Source organism: Citrobacter sp. RHB35-C21 (genome assembly GCF_013816515.1).
Lineage (GTDB): Bacteria > Pseudomonadota > Gammaproteobacteria > Enterobacterales > Enterobacteriaceae > Citrobacter > Citrobacter braakii.
Window position 1 is genome coordinate 1931739 of record NZ_CP057147.1, and the last position, 19231, is coordinate 1950969.

The window sequence follows — 19231 nt, forward strand, 5'->3', positions numbered from 1 at the left end:
GACAGCGTGGCGTTACCCGGCTGAGCGAGTCATTATCAGGTCTTATCTTTTATCGTCTGACTTACACCATTGGTCTTAACTGATGCAATACCGGTCTCGCGCGACTGTTCATTCGCATACAGTTGACTGCTACCAATAATCTGGTGGTTTGCTGCTTTCAGATTGAAATGCAATTTGCCATTAGCTGCCGTTTTTTTCTCGTAACGCTCGGCCAGAGGGCTGTTAGCCTGGACAGACGCGATCCCTTTTTCTGCCGCGCCTTTTGTCGTGTAAAGCTCACTGGTAAGGATAGTTTCCCCGTTTCCAGCCTTAAGAACAAAGCGGTACTGATCATCGCTACTCTTGCTTAATTCAAACCAACCAGCCATATGCACTCCTTGATTAAAGTTTTATATCAAACAGTTATTGACGATAGTGTTGCCACAAAGAGTATGAGCGATATTTGGAGAGTTGCTAGTCAACAGGACTCCACGAAGCCGCGGAGTCCTGCAGGATGGGAGTGTTTACGCAATTCGACAGGCGTCGGCTTCCCAGCGATACCCTACGCCATAGACCGCGCGGATAAACGACTGCTCCGCATCCAGCGATTCCAGCTTGCGTCGCAGGTTCTTAATATGGCTGTCAATGGTTCGGTCGGTAACGACACGGTAATCGTCATAGAGATGATTGAGCAACTGTTCACGGGAGAATACTTTTCCTGGTTCATGCGACAGCGTTTTGAGTAAGCGAAATTCAGCAGGCGTTAAGTCGAGCATTTTCCCACGCCAGGACGCCTGAAAACGACCTTCATCGACGATCAACGGGCTGTCAGCATCCATCTGTTGCAGTTCGCGCTGCGGCTTGCAACGGCGCAGAATCGTCTTCACGCGAGCAACAACTTCACGCGGGCTGTAGGGTTTGCAAATATAATCATCCGCACCGATCTCCAGCCCCAGCAGGCGATCAATTTCTTCTATCTTGGCGGTTACCATCATGATGGGGACTTCAGAGAATCGGCGGATTTCCCGGCACAGAGTCAGGCCGTCGGTACCAGGCAGCATCAGATCCAACAAGATCAGGTCGGGCGGCGTCTGACGCACGTAAGGAAGAACCAGATCGCCGTGGCTGATGAGCGTAGGAGCGTAGCTTGCCGCGCGCAGATAGTCGATAAGCAGTTGCCCCAGCTTGGGCTCGTCTTCCACGATCAGAATACGCGGCGTGTTTTCATCAATGGGTAACTCAGTCATACATCTCTCTGTAAATCGCGTTCCAGCGGTAATGTTACTGTAATGCTAACCCCGCCAAAAGGCGAATGAGCGGCGCGAATCAGACCATTATGCGCCTGTACGATATTGACGCAAATTGCCAGCCCCAGCCCGGAACCACCGCTGGCACGGTTACGCGAGCCTTCGGTGCGATAAAATCGTTCAAACAGCTTCTGTAACTGGTCGTCACTTACGCCGGGAGCGGAATCAGCGAAGGTTAATAAAACCATACGCTCGCGTTGTTCGGCGCTGATGTGCAGCCCACCGCCGCTGTCGGTGTAGCGCAGACTGTTTTCCAGCAGATTGTTGAACAACTGCATCAGACGATCCCTGTCGCCAAATACCGTCATGCTGTCCGGGAGTGAAAGTTGTATCGTCAGTCCACGGCTGGCAAAGCGTTCACGAAATGCGCCACTTGCCACTTCCAACAGCGGGATGAGATCCAGCGATGTTTTCTGGTAGGCCAGCGCGCCTTCATCGGACATGGAGAGCTGATGCAGATCGTCCACCAGCTTGGTGAGCGTACCTACTTCAGCCTGCAAAGAGGCAACGGAGTCAGGGGTGAACTGGCGTACGCCATCCTGAATGGCCTCCAGTTCACCGCGCAACACCGCTAACGGCGTACGCAGTTCGTGAGAAATATCGGCCATAAAGTCACGACGCATCTGCTGGTTTTTTTCCAGCGTACTGGCAAGCTGGTTGAAGTCCTGCGCCAGCTTGCCCAGTTCATCCGTACTGGTCGGCGCAACGCGAGTGGTGAAATCGCCAGCCGCCAGTTTGTGCGTGCCTTCTACCAACCGCTTGACCGGGGCCAGCAGACTGCGCGCCAGCGTAAACGTTGCCAGCGCCGCCAGGATCGTGGAGAGCGCGACGATGAGCCAACTTGAACGTCTTTGCTGCATGTCGAAATTGATATCCGTATTGCGCGTTAAGCGTTCCACGGGAGAGGCAATCACGGCACCGACTTCGCTACCGTTGACGCGGATCGGATGGCGCATACCGTCACGGGGGACCGGAGCACGCGGACCGACCAGCACGCGGGCATTTTGGTCGACAACCCAAAACTGCGTACGCCAGCCGTGCGGCGGCATGCCGGGACCCGGTTTATCATCGTCGTTGTCGTGTTCAAAAGAGCGCAGGATCTGAAAAACAAACCGATCGTTATTGCGTAAGAATCGCCAGTTGCCGTGCTGTTCATACTGCTCGCTTAATGCGTCGCTGAGCATTTGCAGCCGCTGTTCGTTACCGTGCTTGATATAGTCAATAAAACCGCGTTCGAAGCTTATGCGTACGGCCCAGTGCATGCTGATCAGCAACACGATGCAGGTGGCGAAAATCGCCAGAAACAGTTTGCCGGTGATACCGGGCCGCCAGAACTTCATCAGGTGCTCCTTTTGCGCCGTGAAATCACCGCGTTGGTTTGCGTGTCGTTCGGCACGCGGGCAAAAATAATGGCGGGCAGCGCGATAATGAATGCGATGCACAGCCAGGTATACATAAAGACGGTATGCGTACTTCCGCTGTCGATGACGCTATGCTGCTGACCGAACATGCCTAGCAGCAGTCCCGCGATGGTCACCCCGATACTCATCGACAGCTGCATGATCATTGACAGCAGGCTGTTACCACTGCTGGCGAGATCGTCAGGCAGGTCCTTTAACGTCAGGGTGTTCATGGATGAAAAACGCGTTGAGTTGACCATTCCCTGTAAGAACAGTACGAAGGGCAGGGCGTAATACCAGCCGAGCAGCGCGGTGGTCATCAGCAGCAGACTGACCAGCGACAGGCCAAGCGTTGTAGCGACCAGTACGCGACGGTAGCCAAAGCGGTTAACGACCTGCACCACAATGCGCTTCATGCCCATACTGCCGAGCACCATCGGGATCATCATCAGCCCGGCATGAAAGGGAGAAAAACCGAGGCCTATTTGTAAAAACACCGGCGTCATAAACGGCAGCATACCGCTACCGATGCGTCCGGCAAAACTGCCGAAAAGACCCAGCGAGAAGGTCGGTGTGCGAAACAGATTCAGGCTGAACAGCGCGCGTGGATTACGATGGGCGTGTTTCAGATACAGCGCAATAGCCAGCACTCCGCAGATAACCAACGCTGCCAGCGAGATACTGGAGATGCCGGTTCCTTTACTGCCATCAAGCGCCAGCGTCAGTACCGCCATGCCGACTGCCAGCATCGCAAATCCGGAGAGATCGAAGCGTCGGGTTTGCATGGTGTAGTTGGGCATCAGCATTAACGTCGCTATCGCGCCGACAATGCCAACCGGAATGTTAATCAAAAATATCCAGTGCCAGGAGGCGTACTCAACCAGAATACCGCCTAATGCCGGTCCCAGTAGCGGGCCAATCTGACCGGGCAATGTGACAAACGTCATCGCCGCCATATATTGCTCACGCGGGACGATTTTCATCACCGTTAGCCTGCCGACCGGCACCATCATCGCACCGCCAACGCCTTGTAAGACGCGCGCCATCACCAGCTCGTTGAGTGTGCTGGACCCGGCGCAAAACAGCGAGCCAAGCGTAAACAGGATGATGGCGGTGAAGAAGATATTACGCACGCCAACTTTGTCCGCCAGCCATCCGCTGGCGGGCAGCATCACGGCAACGGTTAAAACATATGACACAATGACCATATGCATGTGTAACGGGCTTTCCCCGAGGCTTGCCGCCATCGAGGGAAGCGCAGTATTCACGATGGTGGTATCCAGCGACTGCATAAAAAAGCCGAATGCCACAATCCAAAGTTGCCAGCGGGTGCTGTCGGGAAGTTCTGTCATAACTCTGCTACCGGTTTGCTGTTTTTACGCGAAAAACGCAGACGCAGACGGTCGAAAAAGAGATAGACCACGGGCGTGGTGTACAGCGTCAGGAGTTGACTCACGACCAGCCCGCCGACAATGGTTATCCCCAAAGGTTGACGTAGTTCGGAGCCATCCCCGGCGGATAACACCAGCGGCAGCGCGCCAAACAACGCCGCCAGCGTGGTCATCATGATTGGGCGAAAGCGCAGCAGGCAGGCCTGGAAAATGGCTTCTTCTGGCTGCAGCTTGCCGTTTCTCTGCGCTTCCAGCGCAAAATCGACCATCATGATGGCATTTTTCTTCACAATGCCAATTAATAGCATTATCCCTATCAGGGCAATTAGGCTGAACGGGGCATTGAACAGCTCCAGCGCCAGCAAAGCCCCGACGCCAGCTGAAGGTAGCGTGGAGAGAATGGTCAGGGGATGAACATAGCTTTCATACAGCATCCCCAGAACGATGTAGACCGTGGCGATGGCGGCGATAATCAGGATCACCTGTGAGTTCATGGTGTCCTGAAATACCTGTGCCGTGCCGGCAAAGCTACCGCGAACCGTGGAGGGGACGCCGAGCTGGGTCATGGCTCTGTTGATAGCCTCTGTCGCCTCAGACAGTGAAGAACCTGTTGGCAGGTTAAACGACACGGTTGAGGCAGCGGACAAGCCCTGATGGTTTACCGACAGCGGGGCATTCGCCGGTTGCCATTTGGCAAAGTACGATAGCGGGATTGCCTTACCGTCATTGTTGATGACGAACATTTTATCCAGCGCGCTGATGTCCTGGGTGTAACGTCGATCGACCTCCATCACCACTTTGTACTGATTCATCGGTTGATAAATAGTTGAAATTTGCCGTTGTCCAAAAGCGTTGTTCAACAGGCTGTTAGCGGCTGCAACGTCGATCCCCAGACGAGACATGGTGTCGCGATCGTAGACCAGGTTCATTTCCGCGCCATTGTCCTGCTGATCGGAGTTGACATCCGCCAGTTGGGGCAGGGCGGCAAGCGCCTTACGGATCTTCGGTTCCCACTCGCGCAGTGCCGCCAGATCGTCGGAAAGCAATGTGTATTGATAGCTGGCATTGGCCTGGCGACCGCCGACGCGAATATCCTGCACCGCCATCAGAAACAGATTCGCGCCAGGCTCTTTTGCAAGCGCGACGCGCAGGCGGTCGATCACCTGCTGAGCGGTTTCACCGCGCTCATCGCGTGGCTTGAGGGTGATAAACATCATCCCGCTGTTAACCCGGGAACCGCCGGTGAAACCGGTGACGTTATTCACCGCCGGGTCGTCGCGGATGATCTTCATAAAGTCCTGCAGTTTGCCGCGCATCGCCTGGAAAGAGATGCTCTGGTCGGCCTGAATCCCCCCCATCAACACGCCCGTATCCTGCTCCGGGAAGAAGGTTTTGGGGATGGAAATATAAAGCCAGATATTCAGCGCAATGGTGCCAAGTAACACCACGCCTACCAGTCGCGTATGGCGCAGCACCCATTTAAGCGAAGTGCCGTAACTCTGTTGCAGTGCCACCAGCACACGACCAAAACCCCGTTTACGAGACTGTTCACGCGGGGCGCTGGATTTGAGCATCCAGCCACACATCATTGGCGTTAATGTCAGCGACACCAGCAGCGAGATACCGATAGCAACTGACAGCGTGACGGCAAATTCGCGCAGCAAGCGCCCAGGCAATCCGCCCATTAACAGCAGCGGGAGGAACACCGCTACCAGCGACAGGCTCATTGAGAGCACCGTGAATCCCACTTCGCGCGTACCTTGTAGCGCCGCCTGCAGTGGCTTCATTCCCGCTTCCAGGTGGCGGGCAATATTTTCCAGCACCACGATTGCGTCATCAACGACAAATCCCGTGGCAATGGTCAACGCCATTAATGACAGGTTGTTCAGGCTGAATCCGCACAGATACATGGCGGCAAAGGTACCGATCAGCGAGACTGGAACCGCTACCGCAGGGATCAGGGTCGCGCGCCCGGAGCGCAGGAAAACAAAGACCACCAGGATAACCAGCGCAACGGAGATAATCAGCGTCTGTTCGACTTCCTCCAGCGAGGCGCGAATGGTCGGTGAACGGTCCTGGGCAATTTGCAGATCGATGGCGGCCGGGACCAGCGTTTGTAACTCCGGTAATTTGGCCCGAATGCTGTCTACCGTCTGAATAATATTGGCTTCTGGCAACTTGCGGATCATCAGCAGGATAGCCGGTTTTGCGTTGGTCATCCCCGCGTTACGTACGTCCTGCACCGAGTCGCTCACAGACGCAACATCGCCCAGCCGCACCGCAGCGCCGTTATTGTAGTGGATGATAATCGGCTGGTACTCGGCGGCGGTTTTCAGCTCATCGTTGGTTTGTACCTGCCAGCGATGGGTATCATTCTCGATAGCTCCCTGCGGCTTACGCACATTGGCGTTAGCAATCGCGCTACGCACGTCGTCCAGCGACACGCCCTGATTAAACAGCGCTTGCGGATTAAGCCCTACGCGCACGGCAGGCAGAGAGCTGCCCCCAACATCGACGTCACCCACGCCGTCGATTTGCGCGATGGTCTGTGCTAGTTGGGTTGATGCGAAATCGTACAGCTCACCCTGCGAGTAGGTGTCCGACGTGAGCGTCAGGATCATGATTGGCGCATCGGAAGGGTTGGCTTTGCGGTACGTGGGGCGGCTTGGCATGCCGCTGGGTAGCAGGCTTTGCGCTGCGTTAATCGCGGCCTGAACATCCCGCGCCGCGCCATTGATGTCACGGTCGAATTTGAATTCAAGAATAATGCGCGTACTGCCAAGGGAACTACTCGAGGTCATTTCGTTCACGCCCGCGATGCGCCCCAGTGAGCGCTCCAGCGGGGTGGCTACCGAAGACGCCATCGTTTCAGGGGAAGCGCCGGGTAATGATGCGCTGACCATGATCACCGGGAAATCCACCTGCGGCAGCGGAGCTACCGGCAGCAGACGAAAGCCCAGTATCCCGCACAGGGTGATGGCCACCGAAATGAGAATGGTCGCCACCGGACGATGAATGAAAAGCGCGAAAAATTTCATCTACGCTTCCTCTTCCTGACGCGGGAAGCGGCTTTTCACGTACAGTGACAGACTGTCAAACAGCAGATAAATCACCGGGGTGGTAAACAGGGTTAATACCTGGCTTACCAGCAGACCGCCGACCATACCAATTCCTAATGGACGACGTAATTCGGCCCCCACGCCGGTACTTAACATCAGCGGCAACGCGCCGAGCAGTGCCGCCAGCGTAGTCATCAGAATCGGGCGAAAACGCAGCAGACAGGCCTGGAAAATAGCGTCGCGTGGGGTCATGCCCTGTTCGCGCTCCGCGGCAAGGGCGAAGTCGATCATCATGATGGCGTTTTTCTTGACGATACCGATGAGCAAAATAATGCCGATAATCGCGATGACGTCCAGTTCACTGCCGGCAATCATTAACGCCAGGAGGGCGCCGACGCCCGCCGTGGGTAGCGTGGAGAGAATGGTAATCGGGTGAATAAAGCTCTCATACAGCACGCCGAGGACGATATACATCGCGACAACCGCAGCCACAATCAACCAGATGGTATTACCCAGCGCGGCCTGGAAAGCGAGCGTACTGCCCTGGAACTGGGTGGTAATATTTGCTGGCAGGTTGAGCGTTTTTTCGGCATCCAGAATTGCCTGCACCGCATCGCCCAGCGAATGACCGTCCGGTACGTTGAACGAGATGGTGGTGACCGGGAACTGATCGAGGTGGTTAATCGACAGCGGAGCGAAACGCTGTTCAATGCTGGCGATTGCGCTGAGCGGAACCACGCCGCCGTCGCTGCTGGTCAGACGGATAGTGTCCAGTGCAGCAAGTCCCAGCGTACTATTGGTGTCATGTTCCAACACGACGCGATACTGGTTGGCCTGGGTGTAGATGGTTGAAATCAGTCGCTGGCCGAAGGCGTTGTACAGGGCGTTATCGACATCCGCCATGCTGATGCCTAAACGGCTGGCGCTATCGCGATTGACGTTCACATACGCCACCAGCCCTTTGTCCTGCCAGTCGCTACTGACATCAGACAGTTGCGGTAGCTGGTGAAGTTTTTCTAACAGCTGTGGAACCCAGGTGCTGAGAGCATCAAGGGACGTTGCTTGCAGCGTAAACTGATATTGCGTCCGGCTGACCTGGGTATCAATCGTCAGGTCCTGGGTGGGCTGAAGATAGAGATCAACGCCGGGTACTCTGTCAACCGCGTCCTGTAGGCGTGCGATCACTTTCTGCACGCGATCGTCGCGATCGTCCAGCGGCTTAAGGTTGATTTGCAGACGCGCGCTGTTCAATGCCGGATTAGTACCATCCACGCCGACAAAAGCGGTCAGGCTCTCTACCGCCGGATCTCGAAGGATGACATCGGAAACCTGGCGCTGGCGCTGGGCCATGCTGGCAAATGAACTGGACTGCGGCGCCTGCAGCGTACCCTGGATGATGCCGTTGTCCTGGATCGGGAAGAACCCTTTGGGGATAAAGACCCATAACATAACGCTCAGTGCCAGCGTGCCGAGCGCCACGCCCAGCGTGAGCCACGGATGGTTCAGCACTTTTGCCAGCCAGTGACCGTACCCGGCAATGACGCGATCGAACATACGCTCCGAGGCGCGGGAGAAGCGGTTTTGCTTACGCAACGAGGCCTGATTAAGCATGCGCGCGCACATCATCGGCGTGAGGGTGAGCGAGACGACGGCGGAAATCAGAATTGCCACGGCCAGCGTAACGGCAAACTCGCGGAATAATCGGCCAACGATATCACCCATAAACAACAGCGGGATCAGCACGGCGATTAGCGAAAATGTCAGAGAGATGATGGTAAAACCAATCTCACCAGCCCCCTTCAGGGCGGCAGTCAGCGGTTTTTCGCCTTTTTCGATATAGCGAGAAATATTCTCGATAACCACGATAGCGTCATCCACTACGAATCCTGTCGCGATGGTTAGCGCCATTAGGGTCAGGTTATTGATGGAGAAATCAAGAAATACCATCACCGCGAAGGTGCCGATGAGCGACAGCGGAACGGCGACCGCAGGAATAATCGTCGCCGGAATATTGCGCAGGAACAGGTAGATGATCATCACCACCAGCGCAATCGCCAGCATTAGCTCAAACTGGGTGTCTGCAACGGACGCACGAATATTGGTCGTACGATCCGAAAGCACGCTGACCTTAACTGATTTGGGCAGGCTTTCGGTGAGCTGCGGCAGCATTTGACGGATACTGTCTGCCGTGGAGATGATGTTCGCCCCAGGCTGGCGCTGAACATTCATTACAATGGCTTGTTGCTTATTGGCCCATGCGCCCAGCCAGCTATTTTCTGCCCCTTGTTCGACGGTGGCGACATCGCCCAGACGAACCGGCGCACCGTTTTTATAGGCCACGATGAGCTGGCGATATTCGTCTGCGGACTGCATCTGGTCGTTGGCGGAAAGGGTGACAGCACGCGTTGGTCCATCAAGACTCCCTTTTGCCGAATTGACGTTAGCCCCGGTAATGGCTGTACGGATGGTTTCGCTGGTCAGACCGAGTGCGGCAATAGCCTGTGCGTTAAGCTTCACGCGGACCGCCGGCCGTTGCCCGCCGGAAAGTGTTACCAGACCGACACCGGAAACCTGAGAGATTTTCTGCGCGACGCGGGTTTCGACCATATCTTCCACCTGCGTCATCGGCATGGCGCTGGACGTGACCGCCAGCGTCATGATCGGTGGATCTGCCGGGTTTACCTTGCTGTAGACCGGCGGGTTGGGCAGATCGCCCGGTAATAAATTGGTGGCGGCGTTAATCGCCGCCTGAACTTCCTGCTCGGCAACATCCAGCGGGAGTGTCAGTTGAAACTGCAACGTGACGACCGATGCGCCGCCGGAACTTTGCGAGGACATCTGTTTTAAGCCGGACATCTGTCCGAACTGACGCTCAAGCGGCGCGGTTACCGCCGAGGTCATGACGTCCGGGCTGGCGCCCGGGTACAGCGTAACGACCTGAATCGTGGGGTAATCGACTTCCGGTAAGGCAGCGATCGGCAGGAAACGATAACCGATAATACCGGCAAGCAAAATCGCGACCATCAGCAGCGTGGTGGCGACAGGTCGCAGAATAAACAGGCGTGATGGCCCGCCTGTGTTGTGCGGAGGTAACACCTGCATCAGGAGTTAGCTCCTTTTTTGCCGTATCCGCGGGGCGCTGTTTTCTCGTCCTGAGCTGAGGCTTCATGCGCCTCTACGACTTCTACTTTTGCGCCTTCCGTCAGGCGGTCAATACCGTCGGTTACGACCCGATCGCCAGCGGACAACCCGGCGGCGATCACTACTTTTTGGCTATCCTGAATACCTGGTTTAACCAGATGTTTGCTCACTTTATTCTCGCTGTTCAGCACCCAGACAAAATGGCCCTCATTGCCCATCTGCAGGGCGGCCGTTGGGATCACCACGGCGTTTTGTTCCGTGTCGACCAGCATGCGGGCGTTAACGAACTGGTTAGGGAATAAAGCATCATCCTGATTGTTAAAACGGGCTTTAACTTTGATGGTTCCGGTCGTGGCATCAATCTGATTGTCCAGACTGAGCAGGACGCCTTCGCTCAGTTTTTGCGAATTGGTTCGGTCCCAGGCTTCGACCTTTAACGGAGTCCCCGATTTTTGCGCCCGCAACACGGTGGCAATGTCGTTTTCAGGCAAGGTGAATATCAGGTCGATAGGATGGGTTTGCGTAATGACGACGATTCCGGTGGTATCGCCGCTGGAAATTTGGTTACCGACGTCGACCTGCTTCAGACCGACACGCCCCTCTACAGGCGCGGTTATCCGACTCCAGTCAAGCTGCAATTGGGCGCTGGCGACGCTGGCTTCATCGGCTTTGATTGTCCCTAACGTCTCATTTACCAGCGCCTGCTGGGCATCCAGCTCCTGGCGGGAGACCAGATTAGTTTTCACCAGCTGTTGATAGCGGGCAAGATCGCGACGGGCATTTGCCAGCGTGGCTTTATCTTTTGCCAGTTGGCCCTGCGCCTGAGCCAGAGCAACTTTGAACTGGCTGGGATCTATCTCTGCCAGCAGGTCGCCGGCTTTTACCTGCTGTCCTTCCTCGAAGTGTAAGGCAATGAGCTGACCATCCACCCGGCTACGTACCGTGGCGGTATTTGCGGCAGTAATGGTACCCAGCCCTGTCAGGTAACGCGGAACGGCTTCCATGGCGGCGGTGGCAGCCTGAACGGGAGCCAACGGCCCGGAGCGCATTCCACGCCGTCCCGAACCTGGCGTGTGCTGCGCTGGTTTGGTAGCGCCCGGTGCGTTTTCCTGGGCGTCGTTACGGCTTTGCCAGAACCAGATGGCGGCGACGGCGGCCACAACGATCGCGATTGCTATCACCCAGCGGGATTTTTTACTGCCTTTCATTGTTATAAGTTTCTCATCCTGAAACGATTCGCGGAATGATACTAGTTTAGCCAGCGAACAAGGGAGAAAAATGGAGGAATTATGAAACACTGTCGGGATTCGTCTGAATGCCGATGCGGCTTTGCGAAGCGTTACGCAACAATCGGTGGTGAAAATAGCGAATACGTGATTGTGCGTAAGAGTGCTGACAAGGCAAAAAGGAGGAGAGCCAGAGATTTCAGCGGGATGCTGGAACGGAAAAGCCCCTCCCGAGGAAGGGGCCAAAATAGGGAAAGGGTTATGATGAAGCAGGTCATCATACAGGTGATACTCTTAGTGATTAGCTTACCGGCTTACTAAGACACCAAGGGGAGGGGAAAACCTCCCTAACCCTCACTTCTGAAAGTAAGCCACAGCAATGGTGATGTCAATACGCGTACTTTTCAGCATGCGAGCCGCTTAGCGGAAAACAACGTCAGCCCAGCGGGCCAGTCCGGCAGTAACGGAACCGAAATCATCGCCCCCCGCGATCGGAATCCCGGGAAGTTGCTGGGCGAGGGCTTTTTTAATCAGCGGCGAACGCGCGCTACCGCCGGTCAGGTAAATCACGTCCGGTTTTTCCTGCGCGTTTTCAAGCGCCAGTTGAACCTGCTCCAGAATGCGCGCCAGGGGCTGATTGAGCGCAGCTTCCAGCCCGTGTTGACTGATATCGGTTGCCAGCGTGTCGCTGATAAACGGTATCGCCGCCGTCACAATGGTCTGATCGGAAAGCGCGATTTTGCTCTCTTCTGCGCTGCGCACCAGGCGATAGCTCAGACGCTCGCGCCAGACTTTAAGCAGTAGGGCGACTTTATCGGCTTCTTTCGCGTCACGGACAAGATCGTTGAGCAAGCGACCGTTGGCGCTACTGTAGAAGTCACTTTGCGCGGGAACATCGTTGATCGCGACCGCGTTCCACCAGGGCAGAATAGGTAAGGCGATCCCTTTTTCCGTTTCTCCCCCCATACCGAGCAGCGGCATCAGATGTTTAAACGCCAGCGCAATATCCAGATCGTTACCGCCAACGCGGCAGCCGCTGTGCCCCAGCAGGCTGTTTTCGCGATCGGCGCGCTGTTGCCATTGCGGCCCCATCAGCAGCAGTGAACAGTCGGTTGTACCCCCGCCAATATCCACCACCAGCACGCGTTTTTCTTCCTGCAGCGTGGCTTCGTAATCCAGACCAGCCGCTACCGGCTCGTACTGGAAGACGACATCCTGAAAACCGGCGCGTTTAGCCGCACGTTCAAGAATACCCTGCGCCTGGGCGTTGGCATCATCGCCCCCTAACCCCTGGAAGTTGATGGGACGACCAATAACGGCCTGGGTGATGGCTTCCGGCAACTGATTTTGTGCCTGGTTGCGTATGTGCAGCATCATCGCGCAGACCAGATCTTCAAACAGCGCAACCTGCTGCGGCTTCAGACCGCTGGCACCCAAAAATGATTTTGGCGATTTAACGAAATACACCTCTTCCGGGTCTTCAATATATTGACCCAGCGATGCCAGACCGAACTGCACGCTGTTGGCGTTAACGTCGATGTCTTCTTCGCGGTTATAGCGCATCGCGCGGCGAAGCAGCGCCTGCGTCTCGTCGTCAGTGGTTGGGATGTCGTGATGGCGATACAGCCACTCGCTGACCGCTTCGCGCGTTGGCGCGCACAGCATTGAAGGCAGAAGCGTGCTGTTATTTTCCATTTTGAGCAGGTGAGGCTGCCCGTCACGCATAACGGCCACTGAACAGTTTGCCGTACCGTAGTCAAAACCAATAAACACCGTAAAAATCCCCATGCCAGTGAAGAAGGGGCGTGACTTTAACGAAATGTTGACGCTCCGACAACTGGAATATGAAAGCAAGGCGCATCGATTGAATACCGTTTATGCTGTAGGTTTGCATAAAAAGGAAAACTGAATGTTCACGCTGAGCTGGCAACCGCCTTATGACTGGCCCTGGATGCTGGGATTTCTTGCCGCCCGTGCGGTTGACGGTGTCGAAACGGTGGAGGAACTGAGTTATACCAGAAGCCTGTCCGTAGGGGAGCATCGGGGTCTGGTGCGCGTCGTACCGGATTTGCATGTCAATGTGCTACACGTGACGTTAAGTTCGGGATTACAACCCGCCGCCCCCGAGTGCCTGGCGAAAATAACCCGTTTGTTTGATCTTACTTGTTGCCCGCAGCAAATTGTCAGCGCGTTGGGAAGCCTTGGTGCGGCGCGTCCGGGACTGCGCCTGCCGGGATGTGTCGATGCTTTTGAGCAAGGGGTACGGGCGATTTTAGGGCAGTTAGTCAGCGTGGCTATGGCGGCAAAACTGACGGCGAAAGTCGCCCATGCTTATGGCGACACGCTGGAGGATGCGCCAGGGTATGTTTCTTTTCCCACGCCTGAAGCGCTTGCTGACGCCGAACCGTTGCACCTGAAAGCGTTAGGGATGCCGCTCAAACGCGCTGAAGCGTTGATTCACCTGGCGCGTGCAACGCTTGAAGGAACGCTTGCGACAATAGCGCCTGACGATATTGAGCAAGGCGTTAAGCAACTACAAACGTTTCCCGGAATAGGGCGCTGGACCGCCAACTATTTTGCGCTGCGTGGTTGGCAGGCGAAGGATGTTTTTTTGCCGGATGATTATCTGATTAAACAGCGTTTTCCCGGCATGACGCCAGCCCAGATCCGGCGGTATGCAGAGCGTTGGAAACCCTGGCGCTCCTATGCACTCTTGCATATCTGGTACACGGATGGCTGGCTTCCGTCAGTTGATGGCGAAATTACTGGTATTCAGTAGCAGATCCAACGGTTGGGCGTTGGCAATAATGTCGCCATAAATCATGTCAATACCGATGCCGGAAAGCGCATCCATGATAAGCGGCAACTGCACCGGACCGGCGATGCTTTTAATGTCCAGACGCTGGGCATGGCCCTGGATAATGGACACCCACATCTCGTCAATCAGGTCTCCGTGAGCGCTGGCGCTTAGCTCGCTGTCGAGCAAAAGGTAATCGACAATGTGGTATTTCAGATTGTCAAAAAGCTCTAAATCACGACCGACCTGACTTAACACAATTCGACAACCGAACTGACGTAGCCGATGCAGGGCGGATATCGCCTGCGTTGGATTCGTTTTGATGACGCTGGCCGGAACGGTCAGGTGCAGCAGCCGTGGCGGTAACGGGCTATGTTGCAATTGTTCCAGCAGCTCATCAACAAGTTCTGAATTGAGCAGCCCGGCGGCGGAAAGGGGGAGCGCAACACTGAGACCCTTGCTGGCGACTGCCGGGGCCGCATTCTGGAAGAATTCGCTGAATACCCGACGGTCGAGCGCTTGATTCAATGTGGGATCGACCAGCCCGGTACGGAATGTTTGCTCTTCAATCACTTCGCCTTCAGCGGTCCCTAAGCGTAGCGATATAAGCCAGAAGCTAAACGTCTCAGGTATACGTGGAGAAGCCACGCCTCTGGCGATCATCAGCATGGGGCCGTGCATAATGGTATGCTTTTGTTGGTCCAATGACAGTTGGCTACGCGCGGCATGCGCCTGGCTTTGCTGGGGTTCATAGACGCAGACACGCCCACGTCCGCTGTTTTTCGCCGCGTAGCAGGCGATATCCGCCTGAGACATGACGTCAGTCGCAACATGGTTTTTGTCATCAATCAGCGTAATTCCCGCACTGGCGCCAATGCGGTGCAAGCGGCCATCCCACATGAAGTGGTAATCGTTAATAGCACTGATGATGCGACCTGAGATGAAGCGGGCGCTTTCGATATTACAATCCGGCAGCAACAGACCAAACTCGTCGCCGCCAAGGCGCGCCAGCATATCGCTGGACCGCAGCATGCTTAGCATCAGTGAAGAGAGTTCGCGCAGCAGGGCATCGCCTGCGGCATGACCTGCGCTATCGTTCACCGCTTTAAAACGATCAAGATCGATAAAAACCAGCACATGACTCTGGTGCGCGTCGTGCACCGTATGCAGCAACTGTTTGAGATGGTTTTCAAAGCTGACCCGATTGGCCAACTGCGTCAGGTCGTCATGCGAAGCGCTGTAGCTAAGCTGGCGCAGCATCTTACGTGACTCGGTGACATCCTGAATGACCAGCACCGAGCCAATGCTGCCGCCATCAAGGGTGCTGAGGGGCGTGATGCTGTACTGAATGTCATAACTATTGCCGTTGCGACAATGCAGGACGACTTCTTGTTCCATTGCCTTACGTGACATGTCGGCACTGTAGATATTTTCCATCAGCGGACCGTTATCGCCGAAAGTAATACGCAGTACTGTCAGGAGCGGAATGCCAATTGCGTTTTCCTGCTGCCAGCCGCTCATTTTCTCAGCGACCGGATTCATAAAGGTCACATTCATGTCGACATCAATACAAATCACCGCCTCGCCGATGGAGTCGAGTGTAATATGCAAACGCTCTTTTTCTTGGAACAGCGCTTCGTTGAGCTGCTTCACCTCGGTCATATCCATATTGATGCCAAGTAAGCGTTCAACTTCACCGTCTTTATTCAGTACCCGGTTGGCCAATGAGCGGATATGCCGTATGCCACCTTTTACCGCGATACGAAACTCAAGCTTAAACGGGGCTCGTGCGGCCAGCGAATCGCGAATCACATTTTCGGCGTGTTCGCGATCTTCAGGCACAACGCATTCATACCAGACTTGCCAGCTGGGCTTGATATGTGCCGGGACTTCGTAGAGATCGAACATACGCTTATCCCAGCTGATCACATCAGGCTGCAGTTCCCATTCCCAAATGCCGATCCCCCCGGCTTCATTAGCGAGCGTAATGCGCTCCATCAGCCGTTTGTTCATCCACTCGGTGTGCTTCAGATCGTTAATGTCCTCAATCTGCGCAATAAAGTAGAGTGGGGTGGTGTCGCTATGGCGCACCAGCGAAACGGCCAGCAAGGCCCATACCACCTCGCCCGCGCGCGTGTAATAGCGCTTCTCCATGGAATAGCTGTTAATTTCCCCGCGCGCCAGCATGTTTAACTGTTCGAGGTCATTGTTCAAATCTTCCGGCCAGGTTAATTGCTGGAAGGTGAGCGAACGTAGCTCCTCCTGGCTATAGCCCAGAAACTGGCACAAGGCTTTATTGGCCTGTAGCCATTGCCCCTCGGTCCCGACCAGCGCCATGCCAATTGCGGAATATTCCATAGCATTGCGAAAGCGCGCTTCGCTTTCTGAGATGTGCTTGCGTTCTGCCCGAAACGCGTACATCACCATGGTCATCATATTGGCTGGCAACAGGATCATCAAAAACGGCAGCCACGGTATGCTGGTCATCATGTTCTGTTTGGGGGTGTAGAGCAGCGAAGGGTCAGCGGCCAACATCAGCGAAACCATCATCACGGTGCTGAGGAAAATTAAAAACGCCTCCATACGCGGCAGACGGACAGCGCTCCACATCAACAGGACAATAACGCAGGTAAACGGCCATGGAATGAACATCATCGACAGCCAACTGAACGTTAACGTCACCAGAAGCGTAATCAGAGTTTCAAGCAGTAATCGCGGATTGCGGTGGCGCAGCAGATAATGTGGCTTAAACAGTAAACCTAATGGTACCAGCGCCAGCGCGCCGATGGATTCTGACAGCACCCAAATGAGGAAGGTATTTAACGACGTTTCTTGCGGTAATAATAACCAGAGTAATACGCCGCCCAGCAGCGGAGGGACCACTGCGCTGCCGAATGCCAGGCGCGCCCAGTCGTTGAGATTTTGTAAAGGATTGTACCAGGGCAGCAGTTTGCGCAATAACATTGCCCCCACGACAGCCTCAATAATGTTGATGGCCGTGTAGGTAAAGCTAAGCGACTCGCCGGGGAAGAAGAGCAAAGAACCCGCGATGTTACCCAATGAGCACGCCAGCGCGATCCCCGGCCACATTTTTCCCGCATGGCGGTAAAAAGCCACCATCATGATTGAGGTCGGAAACCACAGCGGCGCCAGCTGCGCACCGAAACGAGACAGTTCCAGCGAGAACAGCGTAAAGATGAAAGCCACCAGACCTAAACTGGCCAGGCGCAGTAGAGGATGAGGTAAGGTAACTAAAACATGTTGGGATTGTTTACTCATTACCACTCTACCCAAATAGCCGTTGTCGCCCAGTAGAGATGCCGGACGCATCACATTTAATCTGGGTTTATGCTAGTACAAATAATTTACAATTTATACGCCAGCTGCTCATAAATTAACACTCTCAAGCTATTAATTACTAAGGCTGGCGAATAAATGTAGCGCATGCTTTAAATATGACCGTTTTAATTTGCGACAGGGAAGGCATTGGTGCAGCCTGGACTGGCGTCGCGCCGCTGAAATCCCTATAATTGCCGCGTTTGGCGTTTCGGCGCCGCCCTTCCTAACATCCAGGTTAATCAGGTCGCTAAATTTATGACTGATCAGTCCCATCAGTGCGTCATTATCGGCATTGCCGGCGCATCGGCTTCCGGCAAGAGTCTTATTGCCAGTACTCTTTATCGCGAATTGCGTGAACAAGTCGGTGACGAACATATTGGCGTTATTCCCGAAGACAGCTATTACAAAGATCAAAGCCATCTATCGATGGAAGAGCGTGTAAAAACCAACTACGACCATCCGAACGCGATGGATCACAGCCTGCTGTTCCAACATCTGCAAACGCTGAAACGCGGTAGTGCCATTGAACTGCCGGTGTACAGCTATGTTGAGCACACGCGCACGCAAGACACTATTCATATCGAACCCAAGAAAGTCATCATCCTGGAAGGCATTTTGCTGCTGACGGATGCGCGTTTGCGTGATGAGATGAACTTCTCTATTTTTGTTGATACCCCGCTGGATATTTGCCTGATGCGCCGTATCAAGCGCGATGTGAACGAACGTGGTCGTTCAATGGATTCAGTGATGGCGCAATACCAGAAAACCGTCCGTCCAATGTTCCTGCAATTTATTGAGCCTTCAAAACAATACGCCGACATCATTGTGCCGCGCGGGGGTAAAAACCGCATCGCCATCGATATTCTGAAGGCTAAAATCAGTCAGTTCTTTGAATAAGTTCAGCGAATTGTGTACCGTTCAGTGATAACCTGGTTCACCCTTAATGCACCTGGCATTAAGGGGTTGAAGCACGAAAGGAGAAAGTGCCATGCGTTTATGTGACCGAGATATTGAAGCCTGGTTGGATCAAGGTCGTCTGTCGATCAATCCACGCCCTCCTGTCGAGCGAATCAACGGCGCCACGGTAGATGTGCGCCTTGGCAACAAATTCCGTACGTTCCGCGGGCATACGGCGGCGTATATCGATCTGAGCGGACCGAAAGATGAAGTCAGCGCCGCGCTGGATCGCGTGATGAGTGATGAAATCGTCCTCAAAGACGGCGAGGCATTTTTCCTGCATCCGGGCGAACTGGCGCTGGCAGTGACGTTCGAATCCGTGACACTGCCTTCCGATCTTGTGGGTTGGTTAGATGGCCGTTCTTCGCTGGCGCGTCTGGGACTGATGGTACACGTCACCGCACACCGTATCGATCCGGGCTGGTCTGGCTGCATCGTACTGGAGTTTTACAACTCCGGAAAACTACCGCTGGCCCTGCGTCCTGGCATGCCGATTGGCGCATTAAGCTTCGAACCGCTTTCCGGTCCGGCGGCGCGACCTTACAACCGTCGTCAGGATGCAAAGTATCGCGATCAGCAGGGCGCCGTTGCCAGCCGGATCGATAAAGACTGAGTATTTTCAGTCCATTGGGGAT

12 protein-coding genes are annotated in these 19231 nt (G+C 54.8%); 3 read left to right on the forward strand and 9 right to left on the reverse strand.

The features are described 5' to 3' along the window. Window positions 1–35 precede the first annotated feature (35 nt). The 8 genes from HVZ39_RS09225 to yegD form a co-directional block, all read right to left on the reverse strand. A complete protein-coding gene (locus HVZ39_RS09225; protein ID WP_016153608.1) occupies window positions 36–368 on the reverse strand; it encodes a YegP family protein in 333 nt (110 codons plus the stop codon). Window positions 369–503: 135 nt separating this feature from the next. Further along, a complete protein-coding gene (baeR, locus tag HVZ39_RS09230) occupies window positions 504–1226 on the reverse strand; it encodes a two-component system response regulator BaeR (protein ID WP_019077149.1) in 723 nt (240 codons plus the stop codon). Further along, window positions 1223–2626 (reverse strand): two-component system sensor histidine kinase BaeS, encoded by a 1404-nt coding sequence (gene baeS / locus HVZ39_RS09235; protein ID WP_016153606.1) that lies wholly within the window; start codon window positions 2624–2626, stop codon window positions 1223–1225. Before baeS ends, baeR begins: the two co-directional genes overlap by 4 nt. Then, a complete protein-coding gene (locus HVZ39_RS09240; protein ID WP_016153605.1) occupies window positions 2626–4038 on the reverse strand; it encodes an MFS transporter in 1413 nt (470 codons plus the stop codon). Before HVZ39_RS09240 ends, baeS begins: the two co-directional genes overlap by 1 nt. Further along, the gene (gene mdtC / locus HVZ39_RS09245; RefSeq protein ID WP_181630321.1) at window positions 4035–7115 is read right to left on the reverse strand and encodes a multidrug efflux RND transporter permease subunit MdtC; all 3081 of its coding nucleotides are present in this window, start codon (window positions 7113–7115) and stop codon (window positions 4035–4037) included. The genes HVZ39_RS09240 and mdtC overlap by 4 nt, the downstream gene beginning before the upstream one ends. Beyond that, window positions 7116–10238 (reverse strand): MdtB/MuxB family multidrug efflux RND transporter permease subunit, encoded by a 3123-nt coding sequence (locus tag HVZ39_RS09250; RefSeq protein ID WP_181630322.1) that lies wholly within the window; start codon window positions 10236–10238, stop codon window positions 7116–7118. Beyond that, on the reverse strand, window positions 10238–11485 hold the full coding sequence (locus tag HVZ39_RS09255) for an MdtA/MuxA family multidrug efflux RND transporter periplasmic adaptor subunit (protein WP_181633495.1): 1248 nt from the start codon (window positions 11483–11485) through the stop codon (window positions 10238–10240). The genes HVZ39_RS09250 and HVZ39_RS09255 overlap by 1 nt, the downstream gene beginning before the upstream one ends. A gap of 438 nt (window positions 11486–11923) precedes the next feature. After that, window positions 11924–13276, reverse strand: coding sequence for a molecular chaperone (gene yegD, locus HVZ39_RS09265; RefSeq protein ID WP_181633497.1), 1353 nt, complete (start codon window positions 13274–13276; stop codon window positions 11924–11926). Window positions 13277–13412: 136 nt separating this feature from the next. Here yegD and alkA point away from each other — a divergent pair, with 136 nt between their 5' ends. After that, complete coding sequence (alkA, locus tag HVZ39_RS09270) at window positions 13413–14282, forward strand: DNA-3-methyladenine glycosylase 2 (RefSeq protein WP_181633498.1); 870 nt, start codon at window positions 13413–13415, stop codon at window positions 14280–14282. On the opposite strand, the gene HVZ39_RS09275 is transcribed toward alkA, so the two are convergent. Further along, a complete protein-coding gene (locus tag HVZ39_RS09275) occupies window positions 14250–17579 on the reverse strand; it encodes a diguanylate cyclase (RefSeq protein WP_181633499.1) in 3330 nt (1109 codons plus the stop codon). The genes alkA and HVZ39_RS09275 overlap by 33 nt on opposite strands. Before the next feature lie 315 nt (window positions 17580–17894). Here HVZ39_RS09275 and udk point away from each other — a divergent pair, with 315 nt between their 5' ends. Continuing rightward, window positions 17895–18536: a uridine kinase gene (gene udk / locus HVZ39_RS09280; RefSeq protein ID WP_003036776.1), complete on the forward strand. Its 642-nt coding sequence runs from the start codon at window positions 17895–17897 to the stop codon at window positions 18534–18536. Between the two features lie 91 nt (window positions 18537–18627). Next, window positions 18628–19209 carry a dCTP deaminase gene (dcd, locus tag HVZ39_RS09285; protein WP_016153598.1) on the forward strand — a complete coding sequence of 194 codons (582 nt, stop codon included), beginning with the start codon at window positions 18628–18630 and terminating at the stop codon, window positions 19207–19209. Window positions 19210–19231: the final 22 nt, after the last annotated feature.